General features: G+C 68.3%; 19 protein-coding genes, 1 tRNA gene and 1 other RNA gene. 10 read left to right on the top strand and 11 right to left on the bottom strand.

Annotation, left to right across the window (positions count from 1 at the left end; translation table 11 throughout):
- Together G554_RS0108515 and G554_RS0108510 are read left to right on the top strand one after the other, a co-directional pair.
- A partial coding sequence (locus G554_RS0108515) for an ISL3 family transposase (RefSeq protein WP_027587576.1) occupies window positions 1-347 on the top strand: 347 nt, incomplete at its 5' end.
- Window positions 348-405: 58 nt separating this feature from the next.
- Entirely contained in the window at window positions 406-1,755 is a 1,350-nt protein-coding gene (locus G554_RS0108510; RefSeq protein ID WP_084648425.1) for an MFS transporter, read from the top strand.
- A 105-nt stretch (window positions 1,756-1,860) separates the two neighbouring features.
- On the opposite strand, the gene G554_RS0108505 is transcribed toward G554_RS0108510, so the two are convergent.
- From G554_RS0108505 to ffs, 6 genes are all read right to left on the bottom strand, one after another.
- Window positions 1,861-2,178: a thiamine-binding protein gene (locus G554_RS0108505; RefSeq protein WP_027587574.1), complete on the bottom strand. Its 318-nt coding sequence runs from the start codon at window positions 2,176-2,178 to the stop codon at window positions 1,861-1,863.
- A gap of 94 nt (window positions 2,179-2,272) precedes the next feature.
- Window positions 2,273-2,896 carry a recombination mediator RecR gene (gene recR / locus G554_RS0108500; protein WP_027587573.1) on the bottom strand — a complete coding sequence of 208 codons (624 nt, stop codon included), beginning with the start codon at window positions 2,894-2,896 and terminating at the stop codon, window positions 2,273-2,275.
- Window positions 2,897-3,084: 188 nt separating this feature from the next.
- Window positions 3,085-3,414 (bottom strand): YbaB/EbfC family nucleoid-associated protein, encoded by a 330-nt coding sequence (locus tag G554_RS0108495; RefSeq protein ID WP_027587572.1) that lies wholly within the window; start codon window positions 3,412-3,414, stop codon window positions 3,085-3,087.
- 173 nt (window positions 3,415-3,587) lie between these two features.
- Window positions 3,588-6,317, bottom strand: coding sequence for a DNA polymerase III subunit gamma and tau (locus G554_RS0108490; protein WP_084648426.1), 2,730 nt, complete (start codon window positions 6,315-6,317; stop codon window positions 3,588-3,590).
- Window positions 6,318-6,848: 531 nt separating this feature from the next.
- Entirely contained in the window at window positions 6,849-7,211 is a 363-nt protein-coding gene (locus G554_RS0108485; RefSeq protein WP_036925197.1) for a hypothetical protein, read from the bottom strand.
- Window positions 7,212-7,269: 58 nt separating this feature from the next.
- Window positions 7,270-7,366, bottom strand: an RNA gene (ffs, locus tag G554_RS16985) — signal recognition particle sRNA small type.
- Window positions 7,367-7,512: 146 nt separating this feature from the next.
- On the opposite strand from ffs, the gene G554_RS0108480 reads away from it, so the two are divergent.
- The 3 genes from G554_RS0108480 (at window position 7,513) to G554_RS0108470 (ending at window position 9,149) form a co-directional block, all read left to right on the top strand.
- Window positions 7,513-7,875, top strand: coding sequence for an RNA-binding S4 domain-containing protein (locus G554_RS0108480; protein ID WP_027587569.1), 363 nt, complete (start codon window positions 7,513-7,515; stop codon window positions 7,873-7,875).
- Window positions 7,876-8,134: 259 nt separating this feature from the next.
- A tRNA-Ser gene (locus tag G554_RS0108475) sits at window positions 8,135-8,219 on the top strand.
- 357 nt (window positions 8,220-8,576) lie between these two features.
- Window positions 8,577-9,149 (top strand): hypothetical protein, encoded by a 573-nt coding sequence (locus G554_RS0108470; RefSeq protein ID WP_154654238.1) that lies wholly within the window; start codon window positions 8,577-8,579, stop codon window positions 9,147-9,149.
- A 292-nt stretch (window positions 9,150-9,441) separates the two neighbouring features.
- Here the strand turns inward: G554_RS0108470 and G554_RS0108465 are convergent, their stop codons facing one another.
- Together G554_RS0108465 and G554_RS15515 are read right to left on the bottom strand one after the other, a co-directional pair.
- The gene (locus G554_RS0108465) at window positions 9,442-10,443 is read right to left on the bottom strand and encodes a hypothetical protein (RefSeq protein WP_154654237.1); all 1,002 of its coding nucleotides are present in this window, start codon (window positions 10,441-10,443) and stop codon (window positions 9,442-9,444) included.
- A gap of 468 nt (window positions 10,444-10,911) precedes the next feature.
- Window positions 10,912-12,357, bottom strand: coding sequence for an MFS transporter (locus G554_RS15515; RefSeq protein ID WP_051232759.1), 1,446 nt, complete (start codon window positions 12,355-12,357; stop codon window positions 10,912-10,914).
- Window positions 12,358-12,443: 86 nt separating this feature from the next.
- Between G554_RS15515 and treY the strand changes: the two genes are divergently transcribed.
- From treY to G554_RS16775, 4 genes are all read left to right on the top strand, one after another.
- The gene (treY, locus tag G554_RS0108450; protein WP_027587566.1) at window positions 12,444-14,993 is read left to right on the top strand and encodes a malto-oligosyltrehalose synthase; all 2,550 of its coding nucleotides are present in this window, start codon (window positions 12,444-12,446) and stop codon (window positions 14,991-14,993) included.
- Window positions 14,994-15,061: 68 nt separating this feature from the next.
- Window positions 15,062-16,915 carry a malto-oligosyltrehalose trehalohydrolase gene (treZ, locus tag G554_RS0108445; RefSeq protein ID WP_036925184.1) on the top strand — a complete coding sequence of 618 codons (1,854 nt, stop codon included), beginning with the start codon at window positions 15,062-15,064 and terminating at the stop codon, window positions 16,913-16,915.
- Between the two features lie 58 nt (window positions 16,916-16,973).
- The gene (locus G554_RS16780) at window positions 16,974-17,459 is read left to right on the top strand and encodes a VanZ family protein (protein ID WP_051232758.1); all 486 of its coding nucleotides are present in this window, start codon (window positions 16,974-16,976) and stop codon (window positions 17,457-17,459) included.
- 85 nt (window positions 17,460-17,544) lie between these two features.
- Window positions 17,545-18,249: a VanZ family protein gene (locus tag G554_RS16775; protein WP_051232756.1), complete on the top strand. Its 705-nt coding sequence runs from the start codon at window positions 17,545-17,547 to the stop codon at window positions 18,247-18,249.
- 60 nt (window positions 18,250-18,309) lie between these two features.
- Here the strand turns inward: G554_RS16775 and G554_RS0108430 are convergent, their stop codons facing one another.
- Both G554_RS0108430 and G554_RS16770 read right to left on the bottom strand, forming a co-directional pair.
- A complete protein-coding gene (locus G554_RS0108430; RefSeq protein WP_027587564.1) occupies window positions 18,310-18,525 on the bottom strand; it encodes a low molecular weight phosphatase family protein in 216 nt (71 codons plus the stop codon).
- Between the two features lie 129 nt (window positions 18,526-18,654).
- The gene (locus G554_RS16770; protein ID WP_245570005.1) at window positions 18,655-19,209 is read right to left on the bottom strand and encodes an arsenate reductase/protein-tyrosine-phosphatase family protein; all 555 of its coding nucleotides are present in this window, start codon (window positions 19,207-19,209) and stop codon (window positions 18,655-18,657) included.
- A gap of 253 nt (window positions 19,210-19,462) precedes the next feature.
- Between G554_RS16770 and G554_RS0108420 the strand changes: the two genes are divergently transcribed.
- A complete protein-coding gene (locus G554_RS0108420) occupies window positions 19,463-20,083 on the top strand; it encodes a YveK family protein (protein WP_027587563.1) in 621 nt (206 codons plus the stop codon).
- 113 nt (window positions 20,084-20,196) lie between these two features.
- Here G554_RS0108420 and G554_RS0108415 read toward each other — a convergent pair.
- On the bottom strand, window positions 20,197-20,423 hold a 227-nt coding region (locus tag G554_RS0108415; protein ID WP_027587562.1), incomplete at its 5' end, for a transposase.

The raw sequence follows: 20,423 nt of genomic DNA, 5'->3' as shown, positions 1-20,423 counted from the left end.
TGGAAGCCACCTGGGGCATCTACCAGAAGATCGTGGCCGCCTACCGCGATCCCGACCCCAAGGCCGGGCGAGCCCAGCTGGCCCACGTCATCGAGGTCATCAGCCGCGGCGTTCCCGCCGCCCTCGCTGAGATCATCACCCTGGGGCGCACCCTCAAGCGGCGCGCCACAGACGTCCTGGCCTACTTCGAGCGCCCCCACACCTCCAACGGCCCGACAGAAGCCCTCAATGGCCGACTGGAACACCTGCGCGGCTCAGCCTTGGGCTTCCGAAACCTGACGAACTACATTGCCCGCAGTCTCCTCGAGGCCGGAGGATTCAGACCCCAACTACACCCTCAATCGTGAAGAGCCGGGAAACGGCGAGTTTGACGACCACGCGCACCGTGATGTCTGCTGAACGATCGTGACCACCACACCGCCGCCCCAGGCCGTCCGCGCCCGGGTCGGCACCCTGTTGCTCTTCCTGGTCAACGGGATGACCTTCGCCTCATTGGTTCCCCGCTACCCCGAGATCAAGGCGAGCCTGACGGCGTCCCAGACCGTGTGGGGGCTGGCGATCGGACTGGGGCCGCTCGGTGGGCTGGCCCTGGGCCTGGCCGCCGCCCGCCTGATGGCGAGATTCGGCTCCCGTAATGTCGCCATCTGGCCGCAACTGGCCTCCACCGCCGCCCTGATCCTTCTGGCACTCGCCGGACATATCGGCTGGGTCTTCGTGGCGATGATCCTGATGAGCGCCTTCGATGCGTTGACCGACATCGCGATGAACTACCAGGGGTTGCGGGTCCAGAACCTGTATCGCCGCTCCATCATCAACACCTTCCACGGCTTCTGGTCGGTGGGGGCGGTGGCCGGTGGACTGATCGGCTCGGCGATGGCCCAGTGGCGAGTCAGCATCACCTCCCAGGCGCTGGTCACCATCGTGGTGCTGGCCCTGGTGCTGGTGTGGTCCTGGTCGTTGATGCTGCCGGGTCGCGACGCCGACACCGCGGATCCCAGCACCCCGGATGCCGGCCCGGTGCCCTCCCCCGATGGTTCCAGCACCCCGGATGCCGGCCCGGTGCCCTCCCCTGCCGGCTCCGAGGGCCATCCGGACCCTGCGCTCGCGGCCGCCGGGACCAGCCCAGCCAGCCCGGTCGGCACCAGTGCCATCCCTGCCGACCAGGCCGCCCGGAACCGGGCCCCGGTGCCGCTGGGCAGCTGGCTGAGGATCGTCGCCCTGGGTCTGGTCGGCGCGGTGGCCGGCGGCATCGAGATCGGCGGAGCGAGCTGGGCCCCGCTCTATCTCAACTCGGCCTTCACCGTGACGCCATTCGTGGCGGGCCTGGGTTTCGTGGGCCTGATGAGCGCCGAGACCCTCGGACGGCTCACCGGCGACGCCATCGTCAACCGCTTCGGCCAGGCCGTGGCCGTGGCCCAGGGGTCGATCGTCTGCCTGATCGGGATGATCATCTCGATCGCCTGGCCGACCCCGGCCACCGCGATCCTCGGCTTCACCGCCGCCGGCTGGGGGGTCGCCACCATCATTCCGCTGGCGATGGACGTGGCGAACCGCCTCCCCGGGGTCACCGACGGCCTCGGCCTCACCGTCACCTCATGGCTGATGAGGCTGGGGTTCATGGCCTTCCCGGTCGGCATCGGGGCTCTGGGAGATGCCATCAGCCTGCGGTGGGCGCTGGTCTGCCTACCCGCCGGGGCTGCTGTGATGCTGGCCCTGGTGCCGCTGTTCCGCCCGATCCCGGCCCAGCGGCGGTAGCCGGAGCCGAGGGCTGCGCACATTACTCCGCAGACGGGGGTCTGTGCAGCTGGAGCTGCAAGCAGGCCAGTCTGCGGAGCATTCTGCGCAGTTCGAGGCCGACGACTACTTGCTGTCCTCGGCGATGTGGCGCTCTAGACGCTCCAACTTGGCTGTCATCTCACCGGTGCGACCGGGCCGGATGTCGGCCTTGAGCACCAGGGACACCCGGGTGCCGTACTCGGCGACCGCCTCGGTGGCCTTCTTGACCACCGCCATGCACTCGTCCCAGGACCCCTCGATCTCGGTGAACATCGAGCTGGTGTGGTTGGGCAGGCCGGACTCGCGCACCACGGCCACCGCGGCCGCGACGGCATTGGCGACACCGCCGTCCTCGCGAGCCGACCGGCCACCACTGGGCACCAAACTGAATGCTGCAATCATGGCTCAACTCTATTCGGCCGGGGTAGCCCTGCTGGCAATCCCCGTCCGGCCACCACCGTTCCGGGTGCGCTGCAGCTCAGTCCACCACCTGCGATCAGGCGGTAGTGGCCGAGGCGGCGTCCGAGGAGACGTAGCGGCGTCCCTCGAAGGCCCGGCCCAGGGTCACCTCGTCGGCGTACTCCAGGTCCCCGCCGACCGGCAGTCCTGAGGCCAGCCGGGAGACCCGCACCCCCATCGGCGAGATCAGCCGCGACAGATAGGAGGCCGTCGCCTCCCCCTCGAGGTTCGGGTTGGTGGCCAGGATCACCTCGGTGACGGTGTCGTCGGCCAGCCGGGTGCACAGCTCTCGGATGTGCAGGTCGGCCGGGCCCTTGCCGTCCAGCGGTGAGATCGCCCCACCGAGGACGTGATACAGCCCTCGGAACTCGCGGGTGCGCTCCACGGCGATGACGTCCTTGGACTCCTCGACCACGCAGATCACCGACTGATCACGGCGCGGATCCCGGCAGTAGCGGCAGACGTCGTCGGAGGAGATGTTGAAGCAGACCTGGCAGAACTTCGCCTTCTCCTTGACCTCTTTGAGAGTGTCGGCGAGCGCGTTGACCTCCTCGGCGGGCGCGTCGAGGATGTGGAAGGCGATGCGCTGCGCACCCTTCGGGCCGATTCCCGGCAGCCGCGACAGGGCGTCGATGAGGTCTTGCAGCGGACCGTCGTACATCGGGTCTCCTTCCGCGACCGTCACGTCCAGCCGCCCTCACATGCTACGGCGGACCACCGACACTTCCAGACGCCGTACCACGCGCGCCCCGAACCCGGCCCTCTCCTGCCACCGGCAGACGCCGTCACATCCCGTCTGTGGGGACCCTCAGGGCTGCCACCGGCGCACCCTCAGATCCCCCGGCCCGGTCACATCCCCAGGCCAGGTATCTGGGGCATCACCGAGGCCTGCTTGGCGCTGGCCTTGGAGGCGGCGTCGCGGACTGCGGCGACCACCAGGTCGGCCAACGTCTCGGTGTCCTCGGGGTCGACGGCCTCGGGCTTGATCTCCAGGGACTGCAACTCCCCGGCCCCCGACACGACGGCATTGACCAGGCCGCCGCCAGCCGTCCCGTCGAAGCTCGACTCGGCGAGGTCCTTCTGGGCCTGGACCAGCTGGGCCTGCATCGCCTGGGCCTGAGCCAGCAGACCGTTCATATCAAGGCCGTTGAGGTCGAAACCATCTGCCGGACTGCTCATCTGGATCCCCTGTCATGCCCGGGATGCACCCGGGAGATAGTCATTGATGCCCCTCGAATCTACCCGACCCGGGGTGCGCTCCCAACGCCGCCGAGGGCGCAGTCGGCGGCGAGCGCAATCCCTGGCACAGACCCACCGGGCGACGCCGGGAGCAGCGACCGGCGCCCCGATCCTCACTCCACCACGGGGATGTCGATGACGACCCCTCCGAGTTCGGTGCGGATCAGCTCGGCAGCCGAGTACTGGGGGGTCTCGACCCCCTCCGAGTCCCACTCCGAGGCGGGCAGATCCTCATCCTCGGGAGGCTCCTGCTCGACATGATGGGACATCTCACGGATGCCCTCCTTGGCGCGCTGACTCCACCTGTGGCCTGCCGGCGCCGGAGCGGTGCCTGTGGGCCGGCTGACAGGCCCGGAGCCGACCGGCACAGGATCCGCGCCCCTGGAGGCGGGCCGGGCCAGGCCCGTACCGCTCCGGTCCGAACCGTCCGCGACGCCGGGAGCGCCCTGCGCGGCACCGGGATCGGTACCGCCGGGACCGCCGGCATCAGACCCGTCAGGCTCGTCAGCGCCCGGCCGGAGCGCCTCGTCCCGGCCGGGCTCAGAAGGGTCCGGCGGAGCCTCACCCGATGGACCGGGCCACGGCGAGCCGGGCCCCTGGTAGTCATTGCGGGACTGGCCGGGAGAGTGCGAGGCGGAACCGCCCCGGCCTCCCGAACCTGCCTGGCCGCCCACACCGCCTCGGCCGCCTGAACCGCCCTGATCGCCTGGGCCGCCGGGGGCACCCTGAGGTCCGCCGCTCGGACCTCCCCCGGGACCATCCAGAATCGGGTCGAAGTCCAGGTCGACACCCAGCACCTCCACCACGGCGTCATGCAGCACCTTGGAGTGCGGCCCGGAGGCGAACATGTCGAGAGCCCCCGGGTTGGCGAAGCCGATGGTCGCCCGCCGACCGTGTACCTCGAGGATCTGGGCGTACTGGGTCAGCACCATCCAGATCACCCGGCCGTGGTCCTTGACGACGTCGAGCACCCGCGGCCACTCGCGCCGCAGCATCGAGATGTCCACCTGACCTGGGCCGCCCCCCTGCGGGGCCGATGCCTGCGGGGCCGATGCCTGCGGGGCTGGGGACTCGGGGCCCGGCTGATCTACCGGTCGCTGTTCGGCGCTGCGACCCGAGTTGCCGCCCGTCTGCTGGGGAGCCGGGGGCTGCGAGTCAGGAGTAGGCGATGACTGGGAGGCCGGGGGTCGGGAACCCTCCACCGGCGGCTCGGCCGGCTGGGAGGAACCGGAGCGGTAGTTGCGCTCGCTGGGCCGGGGACGACGCCGGGGTCCGGAGTTGGCGGGGCGACGCTGCGAGCTCGGCTGCTGGGCCGGGCGCTGAGGGCCTGCCTGCGGACTGCCCTGCTGCGGAGCCTGCGGGTCGCTCTGCTGCGATCCCGGCTGCGCGTTGCCCTGCTGGGGACCGGACTGCCCGGCCACCTGCTGGGAACCGGGCCACTGCGTCGGCTGCCCGGTGGTATCCGCCCCAGACGGCGTCTCCCCCGTCTCGACCGCTGCCCCGGCCATCCCGACCCGACGCTCCAACCGCTCCAGGCGGGCGTTGTAGCCACGCTCGCCGGAGTCGGAACTGGGCAGCAGGACCCGCGAGCACATCAGCTCCAGGTGGAGCCGTGGAGCGGTGGTGCCGCGCATCTGGGTGAGGCCGGTGGCCAGCACCTCGGCGGCGCGGGTCAGCTCCCCCGACCCCATCCCGGCGGCCTGGTGACTCAGCCGGGTGGCCTGCTCGGGGGAGGCGTCGATGAGCCCGGTGGAACAGGCGTCGGGAACCGCCGAGAGGATCACCAGGTCGCGGACCCGGCGCAGCAGGTCCTCGGTGAACCGCCTCGGATCCTGGCCGATCTCGATGACCTTGTCGATGGTGGCGAAGACCTCGTGGGCGTCCCCGGCGGCGAAGGCGTCGACGATCTGGTCGAGCAGCGCGTCGGGGGTGTATCCCAGCAGTGCCGCGGCCCGGGAGTAGGAGACGCCGTCAGCCTCGGCCCCGCCGAGCAGCTGGTCGAGGACCGACAGGGAGTCCCGCACCGACCCGCCGCCGGCACGCACCACCAGGGGCAGCACCGAGCGTTCGACGCGGATCCCCTCCTGCGAGCAGATCCTCTCCAGATAGGAGATGAGGATCTTCGGGGGGACCAGACGGAAGGGATAGTGGTGGGTCCGCGACCGGATGGTCCCGATGACCTTCTCCGGCTCGGTGGTCGCGAAGATGAACTTGACGTGCGGCGGCGGCTCCTCGACCAGCTTCAGCAGGGCGTTGAAGCCCTGCGTGGTGACCATGTGGGCCTCGTCGATGATGTAGATCTTGTAGCGCGAGGAGACCGGCGCGAAGAAGGCCCGCTCGCGCAGGTCGCGGGCGTCCTCGACCCCGCCGTGGGAGGCGGCGTCGATCTCGATGACGTCGATCGAGCCGGAGCCGCCGCGGGCCAGATCCCGGCAGGACTGGCAGACGCCGCAGGGGTTCGGCGTGGGCCCCTGCTCGCAGTTCAGGGCCCGGGCCAGAATCCTGGCGCTGGTCGTCTTGCCGCAGCCGCGCGGCCCGGAGAACAGGTAGGCGTGGTTGACCCGGTTGTTGATGATGGCGCGTTTGAGGGGTTCGACGACGTGATCCTGACCGATCACCTCGTCGAAGGTGTCGGGACGGTAGCGGCGGTAGAGGGCCAATGGGGGTTCACCATCGTCCTGCTGGGTGGCGGGGATCGCCTCGATGTGGCCGCGGGTGCTGGCTGCGGCAGCGTCGCTCTGCCCGAGGGTGTCCGAATCGGCGAGATCGGGATCGGCGTCGCCATGGTCGGCGGTGTCCGAATCGGGGAGGTCGGGCTCTTCGGGATCCTCCCCCTCGTCCATCTCACCATCGACCGGTGGTTCGTCGATCACCAGCTCCTCAGCGGCCGCCAGCTGCCTGACGGCCTCCAGGTGCTCGGAGGCCTCGTCGCTCTCATCGGCCGGGGACTCGGGGTCGTCGGCGACCTCGTCGGACTCCAGCCCATCGGGCTCCTGGGGCGTCTCCGGGCCGGTCAGCAGGTTGCCCTCGGGATCGTCCTGGTCGTCATCATCTGTGGCCACGCCGACCGGCGCGGAACTGACCGGTGCGGGCTCGGATGGCCCCGATTCGGACGGCCCGGGCTCGGACGGCGTCTCCTCCTCGGTGCCGCCCTCGGCCCCTGCATCGTCGACCGGGTCCGGCTGGGCACCGAAGAGGTCCGGACCGTCCTGGACGAAGTCGTCCTCGTCCTCCTCGGGTTCCGGGTCGCCGGACAGCGGGTCGTAGTCCTCATCCACGAACCGAACCCTAGTTGACCTCACCGACACTGCGACCCCCCAGTCGCAGATCCATCGCCGGCACCGGGGCGCCGGGCGATCACGGCGTCTCCGCTGTCAACCGAAGAACCACAGCAGCAGGCCGACGACAGTCACGAAACCGAAGACTCCCCAGGCCAGCATCACCGCTCCCCTGACCGGATGGCCGAGCTTCTTGGCCTTGTGATTGCACACCGTGCAGACGATCGCGGGAACCGCGAAGGCCGCCAGCTCGCAGCCCAGCACCGTCAGCGACAGCCAGCGCGGGACGACGGCTTCGGAGGTGTCCAGTTGCGGGTAGCCGAGATTGGCCGGCAGCAGGGTCTGCAGCATCATCCCGGCCAGTCCGGCAGGGACCACCAGAAGCAGGCTGCACCAGGTGATGCCGCTCCAGATGATTCCGGCTCGGTCCGTGGTGATGATCCGGCTCTCCGACAACAGTCCTCCTGCAACCCGTCCCTGCGCCTTCGGCCCTCTGGACGCCTCGGCGGCGGACATAAAAAGGGGCTCCCCGCGCACCCGGTAGAGCCAACCTACCCTTGCTACCTCTCGGTCCTGGGGGAGTTCGGTCAGGTGCCGCCGCACGGGGAACCTTCGTCCAGTCTAGGGGACGCCGTCACCGCGGCCAACTTGCCGGGGCGTCGTGGCGGACGCCATCCGGGTCGCCCGGTGCCCACAATCAGCTGCGGGTGGCAGAATCGGCGTCATCTGTGGGCGGGTGGGCCCGGCGTGAGGAGGCGCGATGACCAGGGTGGACGTGTGGCTGTGGTCGGTGCGGGCCTTCAAGACCCGGTCGATGGCCACTGCCGCGGTGCGAGGAGGCCACATCCGACTCAATGACGAGCCGGTCAAGGCGGCCAAGATCGTCAAACCCGGCGACAAGGTGACCATCCACACACCGGGTTGGTACCGGGTGCTGGAGGTCGTCGAGCCGATCAGCAAGCGGGTCGGGGCGAAGCTGGCGGTGGAGGCCTATCGGGATCTGTCCCTGCCACGCCCGGACTACCTGTCGGCCCCGGTGGCCCGGCGCGACCGCGGAGCCGGGCGTCCGACCAAGAAGGACCGCCGTGAGATCGAGGCGCTGCGAGGCTGGGAGAACCGATGAACCGCTGCATCGGATGAACCACTGCGTTCGCTGCGCTGCCTGATGCCGCGCCGTCCGGGCATGGTGCGATCCGGCAACCAGCCGGGCAGCCCCCTCGGTGGTGCGCTCAGCCGTCCTGTCCAGTGTCGAGCCCGGCAGTGACCCTCCCGTGCCGGGCCTCATCTCGAGCCTCGCGTCCCGGCAGATGAGCGATCGACCTGCATCCGCTGGGCGAACCCGTGATTTGGCGCGACGTCGCGCAGCCGGTACCCTCTGCGACGGAGGATTCGCCTAGAGGCCTATGGCGCTCGCTTGGAAAGCGGGTTGGGTTCACGCCCTCACGAGTTCGAATCTCGTATCCTCCGCGCAAGCCCCCGGATCGTTGATTTCACGCGGTCCGGGGGCCTTTTTCTGCCCTCGAGGCTCCCCTCGTGGCCACCCCTCGCGCAGGCTGCACCCGTCGGGGTTCGGACCCGGACGGGAGCGCCCCACCCACGACGGCCCCGACCCGGACGGGAGCGCCGCACCCACCACCGCCCCGACTTGGACGGGAGCGCCGGCACCATGCGAGTCCTCCGCGCTGCTGGTGCCAGGCCCCGACGTGCCCGCCTCCAGCTATGGCTGCGACCTCACATGGTCCGCGATGCTCGGTCGGAGGCGATACTCTCAGGCCCGGTGGTCTGCCCTGCCACCACCTCACTCGAACCCCAGGATCCCCGCAGATGCCCGTGCAATGCAGAACACTCATGGACCAGGACGCCCTCTACGCCCTGAACGACTACCACCTGAGGCATCACAAGCAGATGCGCTCCGCCAAGGCCTCGCTGATCATGGCGGGTGCACTGGGCCTGGTGATCTTCGCCATCGGCCTGGTGTTCGACGTCATCCTCGACTCTGGTGACATCTTGAGCCTCGGCGATCTGCCGGTGATCGGCCTGATCGCCGGGCTGATCCTCCTGCTGTACGCAACCGTGGGGTTGAAGAGCGCCTCCCGGCGCGCAGTTCGCAAGCAGTTGGCTGCCCAGGGGCCGAGGATGGTGGATCACACCATCGCCGAGGAGGGGGTCTACAGCCTCGACGAGAGCAACGGCACCCGGTCATTCCACCCCTGGTCCACCATCGAGTCGCTGGCGCAACAGGGCCGCTACGCGATTGGCTCCCTCGAGGTGGGATACCTGGTCTTCGACGCCAACGGCTTTGGATCTGATGCGGAACGGTGGGATTTCACCCGGTTGTCGCAGCAGCAGATGGGTCCCCGGATGACGCTGACCCCCGGGAGTCAGCCCTCCGCCTGAGCCCGGGAGCCGGTTGCAGCGCTGGGACACGACCCCCTGCCACACGGCCACCTCCTGCCCGCGGCCCCCCAGCCCATGGCCACTCCCTGCCACACGGCCACTTCCTGCCCACGACCACCTCCCTCGCCCACTGCGCAAAGTGCTCCGCAGACGGGGGGAGCTGCAGCCCCAGCTGCGTGGACCCCCGTCTGCGGAGTAATTTGCGCACCTGAACTGGCCAGAAGGGTGGGCCACCAGCGCCGATCGACCACCGCGGGCTTCTCCTCGGGCCGCTTCCGAACCTCACTGCCGATCACCACACCTCACTCTCCTGACTCAGCGGCGCCTCGTTCTCCCACCAACGCGCCTCCTTCTCGTGCCGATCGATGATCCTCCAGAACGGCGCCCGCCCGGTGTACTCGACCCAGGGAAGCTCTGATGGCCGATGACGGGAGTTCAGCCGCGAACAGAGGTCGGCCAGGAAGGCGTTCGGATCACGTCTGACCTGCACCGGTGTGACGGGCATCTGGGTCCAGCCCTCAGCTGCGAACCAGCGCGCTCTCAACGTGTCCATGGCGAAGGCCATCGAGTTGTTGTGATAGGTCTCGCTGGCCACCTCCAGGGCTAGCTTCTCCGCCTCAAAGGCTGCGTCCGGGTAGCAGATCCTTCCTCTCTCGTGGCCGCTCGGATGAAGAATCAGCTTCGGGTTCCCCGTCCACCCGGTGATGCCGACGAGCCTCAGGAGCTCGTGAACCTCCAGTTCGGCCACCGACCACGGCGACTGGCTCACGTAGCGCAGCACCCGGTCCATCTTGCGAGCAGCCGGGTGGTATCGCAGCAGCGCTCTCGCCTGCCTCATGTCACTGACCGTCGTGATGCGCTGCTTCAACGCGGCGCAGACCGCCTCGAGGTCTCCTTGCACACCCAGCAGCAGGGCCGCTGCCGCCGGCACCACGACGGGACCGTGGCCACGGTCCGTGACGAGATCGGGCGGCAGCTCGCAACGGCGGTAGCGCAGCCGGCCACGGTCGGCATAGGTGTACGGAAGGAGCACATCAACGCTCTGCACGGTGATCCCCTCCACCCCTTGAAGGCACAGAGCTGCACGACCCGCGACGATCGCGCTCGGCCGCCACATCCAGGTCGCGAACACCCACGCCCGGTAGTCGTCGCGCACCTGTGCGGACATGATGATGCCGGGCAGCGGCCGGATGGCGCGCCCCGCCTTCACGGCCGCAGTCACCTGCCGTCTGGCCGAGGAGGTCCTGGGCACCCGCATGAGGCGAGCGGTCTGAAGTTCGTCGAGTGCTCTCACACTGAACTTCTCGTGGCGAGAGGTCCGATCTGCCGCTGCCAGGTCAATCTGTGGAAAGAACCCCGCAGTCCCGGCGCCCGGAGGCCGTTCTGTGGACAACTCCTCGCCCGGGGCGTCGATCGATCCGCACTACACCCCTCCCGCTCGGGAAAGCCCGCTTCGGGGGTCAGTCATCCGGCCGAACACGCCATCGGAGGCCTCAGGTCACCCCTCATCGGGGTAGGAATCGGCGGGCAGATGCGCAAATTGCTCCGCAGACGGGGGTTCATGCAGTCACAGCTGCAGATACCCCCGTCTGCGGAGAAATTTGCGCATCCAGCCCCGTCACATCCGGGGTCTCACGAGGCGGAGCGGCCAGCCCCGTCACACCCGACGGTCCCACCGGGCAAGGCATCCAACCCAGTCGCACCGAGGGGTCCCACCATGCGAGGTGGCCCAGACACAGGGCCCGAACCCGGCCTCGGAACCTCAGTGACTCCCGGCCATCTCGGGCTCCCACTCGGCGGCCGAGCCGGCAACCCCAGCAGAGGCCTCTCCGATGGTCACCAGGTCACGGTTCCTGGTCTCGGGGATGGTGAGGCAGGCGATCAGGGTGAGAGCCCCCATCGCCAGCAGGTAGATCCCGACCCAGCCGGGACCATAGGTGGTCGCCAGCCAGGTGGCGATGAACGGAGCCACCGCAGCACCCAGGATCGAGGCCACGTTGTAGGCGATCGCCGATCCGGTGTAGCGCACATTGGTCGGGAACAGCTCGGGCAGCAGAGCCGACTGGATGCCGAAGGTGAGGCCCATCAGAGCCATCCCGATGAGCATGAACACGACGATCCGCGCGAGGTCGGCGGAGTCACCGGTGCCCACCCGGGCCGGATCCAGGAAGAACGCGAAGGTCAGGCCGAAGACCATGATCGCCGCGGTGGTGGTGGTCAGGAAGCGCTTGCGCCCGACCTTGTCACCCAGCCATCCGGACAACGGAATGGTCACCGCGAAGGCGCAGATCGTGATGAGCTGCACGATGAGGAACTTGCGGTAGCCGATCCCCAGGAACCCGGCCGATGTCTTGCCGATCGCGTACGACAGGATCCAGGTCGTCATCAGGTAGAACAGCGTGTAGGTGGCCAGCATCAGGAAGGTGCCCTGGATGATCTGACGCCATGAGGTCCGGAAGGCGGTGGCCACCGGGGACTTCACAACCTGCCCGCGGGACTTCGAGATCTCGAAGGCCGGAGTCTCCTGCAGCTTGAAGCGCACATACAGCCCCAGCGCCACGATCACCGCGGAGAACAGGAAGGGCAGCCGCCAACCCCACACCAGGAAGGTGTGATTGGTGGTGGCGGAGGTCGAGTCGTAGTTCATCGACACGGTGAGGAAGAGGAAGAACCCGTTGGCCAGCAGGAATCCGATCGGGGCGCCCAGCTGCGGCCACATCGAGTCGAATCCACGCTTGCCCTCGCGGGCGTTCTCACCGGCCAGCAGGGAGGCACCGGACCACTCGCCGCCAAGTCCCATGCCCTGGCAGAACCGCATGATGGCCAGCATCGCGGGGGCCCAGACGCCGATCTGGGCGTAGGTGGGCAGCATGCCGATGATCACGGTGGCCACCCCCATCGTCAGCAGCGAGGCGACCAGGGTGGCCTTGCGCCCGACCCGGTCCCCGAAGTGGCCGAAGAGCACCGAGCCGACCGGCCGGGCCACGAAGGCCACGCCGAAGGTGGCCAGCGAGGCCAGCAGCGCTCCGGTGGAGGTCTTCGAGTGGAAGAACAGCAGCGGGAAGACGGAGATCGCAGCAGTGGCGTAGACGTAGAAGTCGTAGAACTCAATCGTCGTCCCCACCAGGGAGGACACGATAATCCGGGCCTTGGAGTTACCGGTGGGTCTCATCACTGCCTGTGGGGATGTGTCAATTGCGTCACTCATAGTGGTGAGAATTCTGCGCCCGTCTCTCATCGCGAACAACGAATCTCACAAACTGGACAGGGCAGAGACGCCGTAGAGTTGCCTCCGTGACGCTAAGCAGCAGCGACTTCACCATCCCGTCCAGCACCTACCGTCTGCAGTTCAACGCGGACTTCGGCTACGACGACGCCCGCGCGCGGCTCGACTACTTCGCCGCGCTCGGCGTCTCGCACCTGTTCTGCTCACCGATCCTGCAGGCGGCCCCCGGCTCCACCCACGGGTACGACGTCGTCGACCACACCCGGGTCTCGGCCGAGTGCGGCGGGGAGGACGCCTTCCGCCGGCTCGCCACGGCAGCTCACGAGCACGGCATCGGGATCGTGGTCGACGTCGTCCCCAACCACATGGCGGTGCCGACCCCGCTGTGGCACAACCGTCCGCTGTGGGACGCGCTGCGCCAGGGTCCGTCCTCGCCCTTCTCGGGATGGTTCGACATCGACGTGTCCAACTCGCTGTCGGTGCTGATGCCGGTGCTGGGCCACCGGATCGGCACCGAACTGGCCAATGGCAATATCCATCTGGAGACCCGCGACATCCCGGTCGGCGACGGCACCTCCACCGAGCGCCAGAGCGTGGTGGTCTGCTTCGATCACGTCTTCCCGGTGCGGCCCGGCACCGCGGACCTGCCGCTGCCGGCCCTGCTGGACCAGCAGTGGTACCGGCTGGCCTACTGGAAGGTGGCCAGCGAGGAGCTCAACTACCGACGGTTCTTCGACGTCGACACCCTGGCGGCGATCCGGGTCGAGAACGACGACGTCTTCCAGGCCAGCCACGCCAAGCTCATCGAGCTCTACCGCGACCATATGATCGACGGGTTCCGGATCGACCACCCCGACGGCCTGGCGAACCCACGCAAGTACCTGGAGGATCTGCGCCGGGCCACCGACGGCGCCTGGGTGGTGGTCGAGAAGATCCTGGAGCCCTCCGAGACCCTGCCCACCGACCTCGCCTGTGCCGGGACGACCGGCTACGACTCGCTGCTGAGGGTCGACGGGTTGTTCAGCGAGGCGACCGGGCTGCCGGAACTCGACCACATCTGGGAGGCGCTGGCCGGCACCGACGAGGACCCGGCGCCGTCGTTCTCGAGCACGGTCCAGAGGGCCAAGCAGGAGGTGATCAGCGAGATGCTGTTCACCGAGGTCAACCGTCTCACCAGTCTGGCGGTCTCGGTCTGCGCCGACGACATCATGTTGCGCGATCACACCCGGCGTCACCTGCGCCGCGCGATCACCGCCCTGCTCATCGCGATGGACCGCTACCGGGCCTACATCGAGCCTGGTGTCGAGGCGCCCGATGCCGAGAAGGCCGTCATCGGCAGGGCCGCCGAGAGGGCACGGCGGGGGCTGGACGCCGACGAGTCCGACACCCTGGATCTGGTCGCCTCACTGGCCTGCGGCACCGTCGGGCCGGCCCGCGACCCCTATGCCCAGGCCGAGCGCGACGAGTTCATCACCCGGTTCGCCCAGACCTGCGGTCCGGTGATGGCCAAGTCGAAGGAGGACACCGCCTTCTACCGCTACACCCGCTACACCGGCGTCAACGAGGTCGGTTCGGATCCGGATCTGGTGGGGATCTCGCTGGACGACTTCCATGACTTCGCCGGCAAGCTGGGGCGCACCTGGCCGACCACCATGACGACCCTGTCGACCCATGACACCAAGCGCTCGGCCGATGTCCGGGCGCGATTGAGCGTACTGCTGGAGTACCCCAAGCAGTGGGAGATGACGGTCGCCGGGCTGGAGCGATTCGCTCGGCCCTGGCGGGACGAGAGGGTCGACGGGGCGATGGCCAATCTGCTCTGGCAGACCCTGGTCGGCACCTGGCGGCTGCCCGGGACCAGGGCCGGCTCCGAGCCGATCTCCTCGGAGCGGCTGTCGGGATATCTCACCAAGGCGATGCGCGAGGCGAAGCTGCACACCCACTGGACCGAGCCCGATGACGACTATGAGACGGCCGTCCAAGAGTTGGCGGCGGCCTGCCTGGAGGACAAGACCGTCACCGCCCTGCTCGACGAGTTCACCTGGCACACCTTCGCCGCCCAGCGGGCCGCGATCCTGGGTCGCAAGCTGATCCAGCTGACGATGCCCGGGGTGCCCGACTGCTACCAGGGTTGCGATCTCATCGATCTGTCCCTGGTGGATCCCGACAACCGCCGCCCGGTGGATCTGGACTACCGCGCAGAACTTCTGTCGCGGCTGGCGCCGGGGTCCTCCGATGCCCTGAGCGGGGTCGATGAGACCGAGAAGCTGGATGCCGAGAAGCTCCTGCTGACGTCGTCGGCACTTCGGTTGCGCAAGTCCCATCCCAGCGCGTTCCGGGGGGATGACGCCGACTACCGCCCGGTGGCGACCACCACCGGCCATGCGGTGGCCTTCGCCCGGCTGGAGCGCGGGGCCGATGAGGTGACCTCGATCACGGTGGCGACCCGGCTGGCCGGGGTGCTCGCCGAGCGGCACGGCTGGGCCGACCACAAGGTGGTGCTGCCCGCCGGGAGGTTCCGTGAGGTGTTCACCGGCCGGGAGCTGAGTGGCGGCCAGCTGTCCCTGGCCGAGCTGATGACCACCCTTCCGGTGGCCCTGCTGGTCCCGCTGGACTGAGTCGGGCCCGCCACAGCTGCCGGCGAACTCGCCGCGGACCGGCGCACCCCGCGATTACCGTTGGGGGCATGGTGTCTCGCGACTATCAGCAGATTCGGGTCTGGGCCCCTGGGGCCACCACGGTTGACGTCATTCTGGACGGTGAGCGGCTGCCGATGGCCAAGGAGGCCGAGCAGGCGCCGACCACCTCGACGTCCGGGGTACCGGGCCAGCCGGATCAGGACCCCCACGAGGCCGGCCGGGCACAGACCCCCGGCTGGTGGACCCTCCCCCGGTCGGTCCGTGCGGGTCAGCGCTATGCCTTCAGCATCGACGGCGGCGATCCGCGACCCGACCCGCGGTCGCTCCTGCAGCCCGACGGCGTCCACGGCCCCTCCGAGGTCTTCGACCCGAGGGCCCAGTCCGAGGGCGCCACGCACCCGGCCATCGACCTGCGGGGCAAGGTCCAGTACGAACTCCATATCGGCACCTTCACCCCCGAGGGCACCTTCGACGCCGCGATCGGCCACCTCGACGAGTTGGGGGCCCTCGGCGTCCAGGCCATCGAGGTGATGCCGGTCGCCCAGACCCCCGGCCACCGCAACTGGGGCTATGACGGCGTCGACCTCTATGCCACCAACGCCGACTACGGCGGCCCGGCGGGCTTCATCCGGTTCATCGGGGCCGCCCACGCCCGCGGCATCGGCGTCATCCTGGACGTCGTCTACAACCATCTGGGACCGGAGGGGAACTACCTCGCCGAGTTCGGCCCCTACTTCAATCCCGCCCATGAGACGCCGTGGGGTCCGGCGGTCAACCTCGACGGGGAGCACGCCGGGCCGGTGCGCGACTTCCTGATCGGCAATGCCCGCCAGTGGCTGGTCGACTTCGGCCTGGACGGCCTGAGGCTGGACGCCGTCCACGCCCTGCTGGACGACTCCGATCGGCATTTCCTGGCAGAGCTGGCCGACGCCGCCGCCGGCTGGTCGGCCGAGATCGGCAGGCCGTTGACCCTGATCGCCGAGTCCGACCGCAACCAGCCGGCCACCGTCCACCCCACCGGCGCGAGCCCCGATGCCAAGGGGATGGCCATGCAGTGGGCCGACGACGTGCACCACGGACTGCACGCCTTCCTGACCGGGGAGAGCCAGGGCTATTACGTCGATTTCGGGACGCCGGAGATCCTCGCCAAGGCGTTGACCAGGGTGTTCGTCCACGACGGCGGCTGGTCCACGTTCCGCGACGCGACCTGGGGAGCACCCGTCGACCCGCACAGCCCGCACTACGACGGACACTCCTTCGTCGTCTTCCTGCAGGATCACGACCAGGTCGGCAACCGCGCCGCCGGCGACCGGATCGGCCACAGCACACCGCCGGGGGCCCAGGCGGCCGGGGCCGCGTTGTACCTGCTGAGCGCCTTCACCCCGATGATCTTCATGGGAGAGGAGTGGGCTGCCTCGACCCCCTTCCCCTACTTCTGCGACATGGGCCCCGAGCTGGCACCGCTGGTCACCGAGGGCCGCAAGAGGGAGTTCGCCGAGACCGGCTGGGCCGGCGACGTCCCCGACCCGGAGGATCCGCAGACCTTCGAGTCGGCCAAGCTTGACTGGGCCGAGCGCGCCGACCAGGGCCATCACCGGATGCTCGAGTGGTACCGGACGCTGCTGAGGCTGCGCCGCGAGATCCCCGAGCTGGTCGACGCCGACCTGTCCGACATCAGAGTCGAGGTCGTCGATGACGACACCGTGGTGATGATCAGGGGCCAGGTCGCCGTCATCGCCAGCAGGGCCGATCGAGTCATCGAGGTCGACCTGGCCGAGACCCTGGGCAGTGATGTGGAGGTGGAGGGCCTGGAGGTGCTGGCCGCCTGGGACACCGCCGAGGCCGACGGCCCCGCGGTGACCTTCCAGGGGCCCGGTGCGACTGTGGTGAGGGCGCGCTGAGACAGCCGACAGCCCACCCGGTTTGGTCCGACCACGTGGTGTCCCTTATCTTGACGCCATGTCGACCGCAGATCGCGCCCGCAGCAGGGTGCGACTGTGCCGTGGGATCACTGCGGGCTATCTGGTCCTGATCGGCCTCGCGGTCCTGACCCCGATCAGGCAGGAGGCCATCGCCTTCAAGCGCATGGCGGGAGTCCGGTTGCAGAGCGGGTTATCGCATCCGGCGATCGATCCGGTCGTGCTGGGCGATGTGGTGCTCAACATCGTGGGGTTCATCCCGCTGACACTCTTGCTGTCGCTGGGATGGCCGAAGGTCAGGCCCTATGCGTGGGCGGGAGTCTGCCTGCTGCTGAGCGCGGCCTGCGAGGCGCTCCAGTTGATTCCGGCCCTGAATCGTCGGGCCGATCTCCTCAACATCGTCGAGAATGGATCCGGGGCCTTCATCGGGGCGTGGATCGCCGTCCAGATCCGCCGCCTCAGCGCTTGGCAGGTCGTCGCGCCGGTGCCGACGGCACAGCCCGATGCGGTACCCGTACATCGGTGAACCTGTCAGACACCACCCGGTTGCAAGCGGAGATCTCCAGTGCCGCTGCTACACGACTGTTGCAAATAGCTCGTACTGTGAACCCGTGACTCCCCCGCGCGATGGTCGGCTCGACCAACAGGCACCCCAGCAGTGGGCACCTGCGCGCGAGAACGCCGACTGGGACACCACCGAGCCGATGCCGAGAAGCCAGGCGACGCCGGTCTACCCGCCCAGGTACGCCGATCCGGGCCCGAGCTACGACCAGACGAGCTACCAGCAACCGGTCCAGGATCAGGGCAGCTACCCCCAGACTCTCTACGATCAGCAGGACGCCGGCCAGGGCTACCAGGACCGGCCCCCGCGCCGCCGCGTCGGCAGTGCCGCCGTGTTCGCGCGGATGTGTGCGCTGTTCTACCTGCTGCTGATCGGCCTGGCGGTGCTGATGCCGGATCCGGCCCTGATCGCCAAGCTGAAGCTCAAGGTCGGCCATCTGGTCCAGCGGATCGCCCACCACATCACCCAGGTGCCGGCACTGTCGGTGGGTGACGTCGCCAGCAACATTGCAGCCTTCGTCCCGGTGACGCTGCTGCTCGCACTGGCCTGGAAGCGGGTCCCGCTGTGGATCTGGGGGGTGGTGGGCACGTTGATCAGCATCAGCGCGGAGATGCTGCAGCTCCTGCTGCCCCAGATCCACCGCCGCCCATTCTTCTGGAATGTCGTCCAGAACTCCTTCGGAGCCTGGATCGGGGTCACCATCGCGGCGGTGTACTTCCAGCTGGCGGGGCTGCGATCCCGCGAGGATCTGTGAGATCTGTTGTCCCCAGTGCTGGGGACAACAAAAACTAAACCCTGGGCAGCCCCAAAGGCCTTAGATCTCAGCCGATTTCCCCTCCACGGCTGCAACGATCTGACCCACGGCGGCCTGTATCTCAGCGAGCGCCCGGTCGTAGTCCTCCGGGGCCCCGCGGTACGGATCGTCGATCACCAGGCCAGGCCCAACCGGGAACCGGCCGCGCTGCATTCCGGCCAGGTCCATCAGGATCTCAAGCCGGGACTCATCATCGAGCCGCGCCGGCCAGTTCACCTCACCCGACTCGCTCAGGAATCCACAGATCAGCGCGAACTCCCTCAGCGTGTGGTGCGTCGCAAAGCAGCCGGGACCCGTCCCAGGATCCAGCTGCGCTGACGGGCGGCCCGCATTGACGCCCAGTAATCAGTCAGTCCACTCGATCTTCCGTGCCAGCACTTCAACATCGTCCCAGATCTGCTCAGCAGCCACTCGCGCAGCCTCCGTGCCCTGACGGTACGGATCGGCGATCCAGTCCTCCTCCAGAGGATCGGGCCGCTGCTGTCGCACATCCCTCACCAGATCCGACACCCGGGTCAACGCTCGCCGTGGTTGGGAGCGCAGCACCGCAGCAGCCTGCCCCAATGCCACCACCCGCTCCAGGTGCTCCGGGTAGGACGCGGAGATCCAGTCCACGTGCTCAGCGCCGAACACCAGCACGATGTCAGCATTCTTGAGAATCCGCCCTGTGAGCTGACGGGCACGGTGTCCCGATCCATCCAACCCGAGCAAGGCCGCCTGCTGCCTCATCAGCTCATCGAGCGGGTGGTCGACCAACGCCATCACACCTGCCGATGTCACCTGCACACCAGGAACCCCCGACAGTCGCGACGACAAGCACACCTCACCAAAGGCGGACCGGCAGATGTTGCCGGTACACACGAAAAGCACTCTCACCGGCAGGCTGCGTCGAGCGCTCATCTCAGGACCCGCCGCAGCAACCATGATGGGCCCGGCTATCCTCGCATCCACCTCGTCACCTCGCGCTCGCATTCTATGATCGAACTACCATAGCTGGCTCGTAGCACCCATCACCCCAAGTCAACCGGCACCATCGAGTGAACGTTGACACCGCAATGCAGCATCTGAGCGTTCTCAGTATTATTGTCATCTTTTGTTACTGCACTGCCATCGAGCTTGTGCCTTCCGGACGGACGGACAGGAACCCCGCACCATGACTCTTCGAGACTTCCTCAAGCTGACTCGCCGTCGGCTGGGGACCATCCTCGTCTGCACCCTCCTCGGGGCAGTCGCCGCGGCTGGACTGTTGCTCGCCTCGCCCACCACCTACTCCGCACAAGCCACCGCCTATGTCCGGGTGGCCATGCCCCAATCCCCGACCGGAGGAAACGACTCCGGTGCCTACGCTGCCGCAGCTCAGCTGGCCTCTCAGAAGGTCAAGGCCTTCGTCTCGGTCTTCGCCTCTCAGTCCGTTGCAGAAAATGTCATCAAGGAGCTGAGACTGGACACGACTCCAGCTGACCTTGCCAACCAAGTCACCGCATCGAATGCCCCAAACTCGCTCACCATCGTCGTCTCCGCAACAGGAAACAGCCCCGAACAAGCTCGGAAAATCGCAGACGCGGTCGTTACCGAGTCGGCGGCTCAGGTGAAGAGCTTGGAAGGGGCGAACTCTCCCGTAGAAGTTGTCATGATGGCACCGGCTAGCCTCTCGGAAATCTCGAAGACGCCCTCCCCCATAAAGTACTTGGGCGTTGGCGTACTTGCCGGTCTAGCCTCGATTTTTCATGGGTGGCTGCTGGGTGGGGGTTCGGCGGCTGTGTCGTCGAACTGAGCATTGATTCTGGCAGGCGGGTGCGACGGTTCGCCGCATGTCGCTGCGGGGGTCGGGCTGTCCGGGCCGTGGGGTTCTTTCAGATGGTGGGCGGTCAATGTGCATACCGGGGGCTATCCCGCGGGGGCGGGCAGGCCCCGCAGCACGCCGACTGCGGCGACCACGGTGTCGACCCATGGTTGGCGATCCGAGACGTGCAGGATGACGCGCCGGCCGCTCCGGGCGAGGGTGGCGGGGATGGCGAACAGGCGATGGCGCAGCTTCTTGGGCTCCCACCGCCGGGCCTGGGCCTGGGGGTGGGCCAGGAGTCCCATCCAGGCGAGCAGATCACAGGCCAGGG

The organism is Acidipropionibacterium thoenii DSM 20276, assembly GCF_000423445.1.
Taxonomy (GTDB): Bacteria; Actinomycetota; Actinomycetes; order Propionibacteriales; family Propionibacteriaceae; genus Acidipropionibacterium; species Acidipropionibacterium thoenii.
The sequence above is the reverse complement of the archived record's forward strand: the minus strand, read 5'-3'. Positions and strand labels throughout refer to the sequence as shown.

Coding starts and splice junctions, on each gene's coding strand:
- G554_RS15515 (WP_051232759.1), bottom strand. CDS start 12,357: ATGAGTGACGCAATTGACACATCCCCACAGGCAGTGATGAGACCCACC.
- G554_RS0108480 (WP_027587569.1), top strand. CDS start 7,513: ATGACCAGGGTGGACGTGTGGCTGTGGTCGGTGCGGGCCTTCAAGACC.
- G554_RS0108470 (WP_154654238.1), top strand. CDS start 8,577: ATGCCCGTGCAATGCAGAACACTCATGGACCAGGACGCCCTCTACGCC.
- treZ (WP_036925184.1), top strand. CDS start 15,062: ATGGTGTCTCGCGACTATCAGCAGATTCGGGTCTGGGCCCCTGGGGCC.
- G554_RS0108495 (WP_027587572.1), bottom strand. CDS start 3,414: ATGAGCAGTCCGGCAGATGGTTTCGACCTCAACGGCCTTGATATGAAC.
- recR (WP_027587573.1), bottom strand. CDS start 2,896: ATGTACGACGGTCCGCTGCAAGACCTCATCGACGCCCTGTCGCGGCTG.
- G554_RS0108505 (WP_027587574.1), bottom strand. CDS start 2,178: ATGATTGCAGCATTCAGTTTGGTGCCCAGTGGTGGCCGGTCGGCTCGC.
- G554_RS0108490 (WP_084648426.1), bottom strand. CDS start 6,317: ATGGACGAGGGGGAGGATCCCGAAGAGCCCGACCTCCCCGATTCGGAC.
- G554_RS0108420 (WP_027587563.1), top strand. CDS start 19,463: ATGACTCTTCGAGACTTCCTCAAGCTGACTCGCCGTCGGCTGGGGACC.
- G554_RS16770 (WP_245570005.1), bottom strand. CDS start 19,209: ATGAGCGCTCGACGCAGCCTGCCGGTGAGAGTGCTTTTCGTGTGTACC.
- G554_RS16780 (WP_051232758.1), top strand. CDS start 16,974: ATGTCGACCGCAGATCGCGCCCGCAGCAGGGTGCGACTGTGCCGTGGG.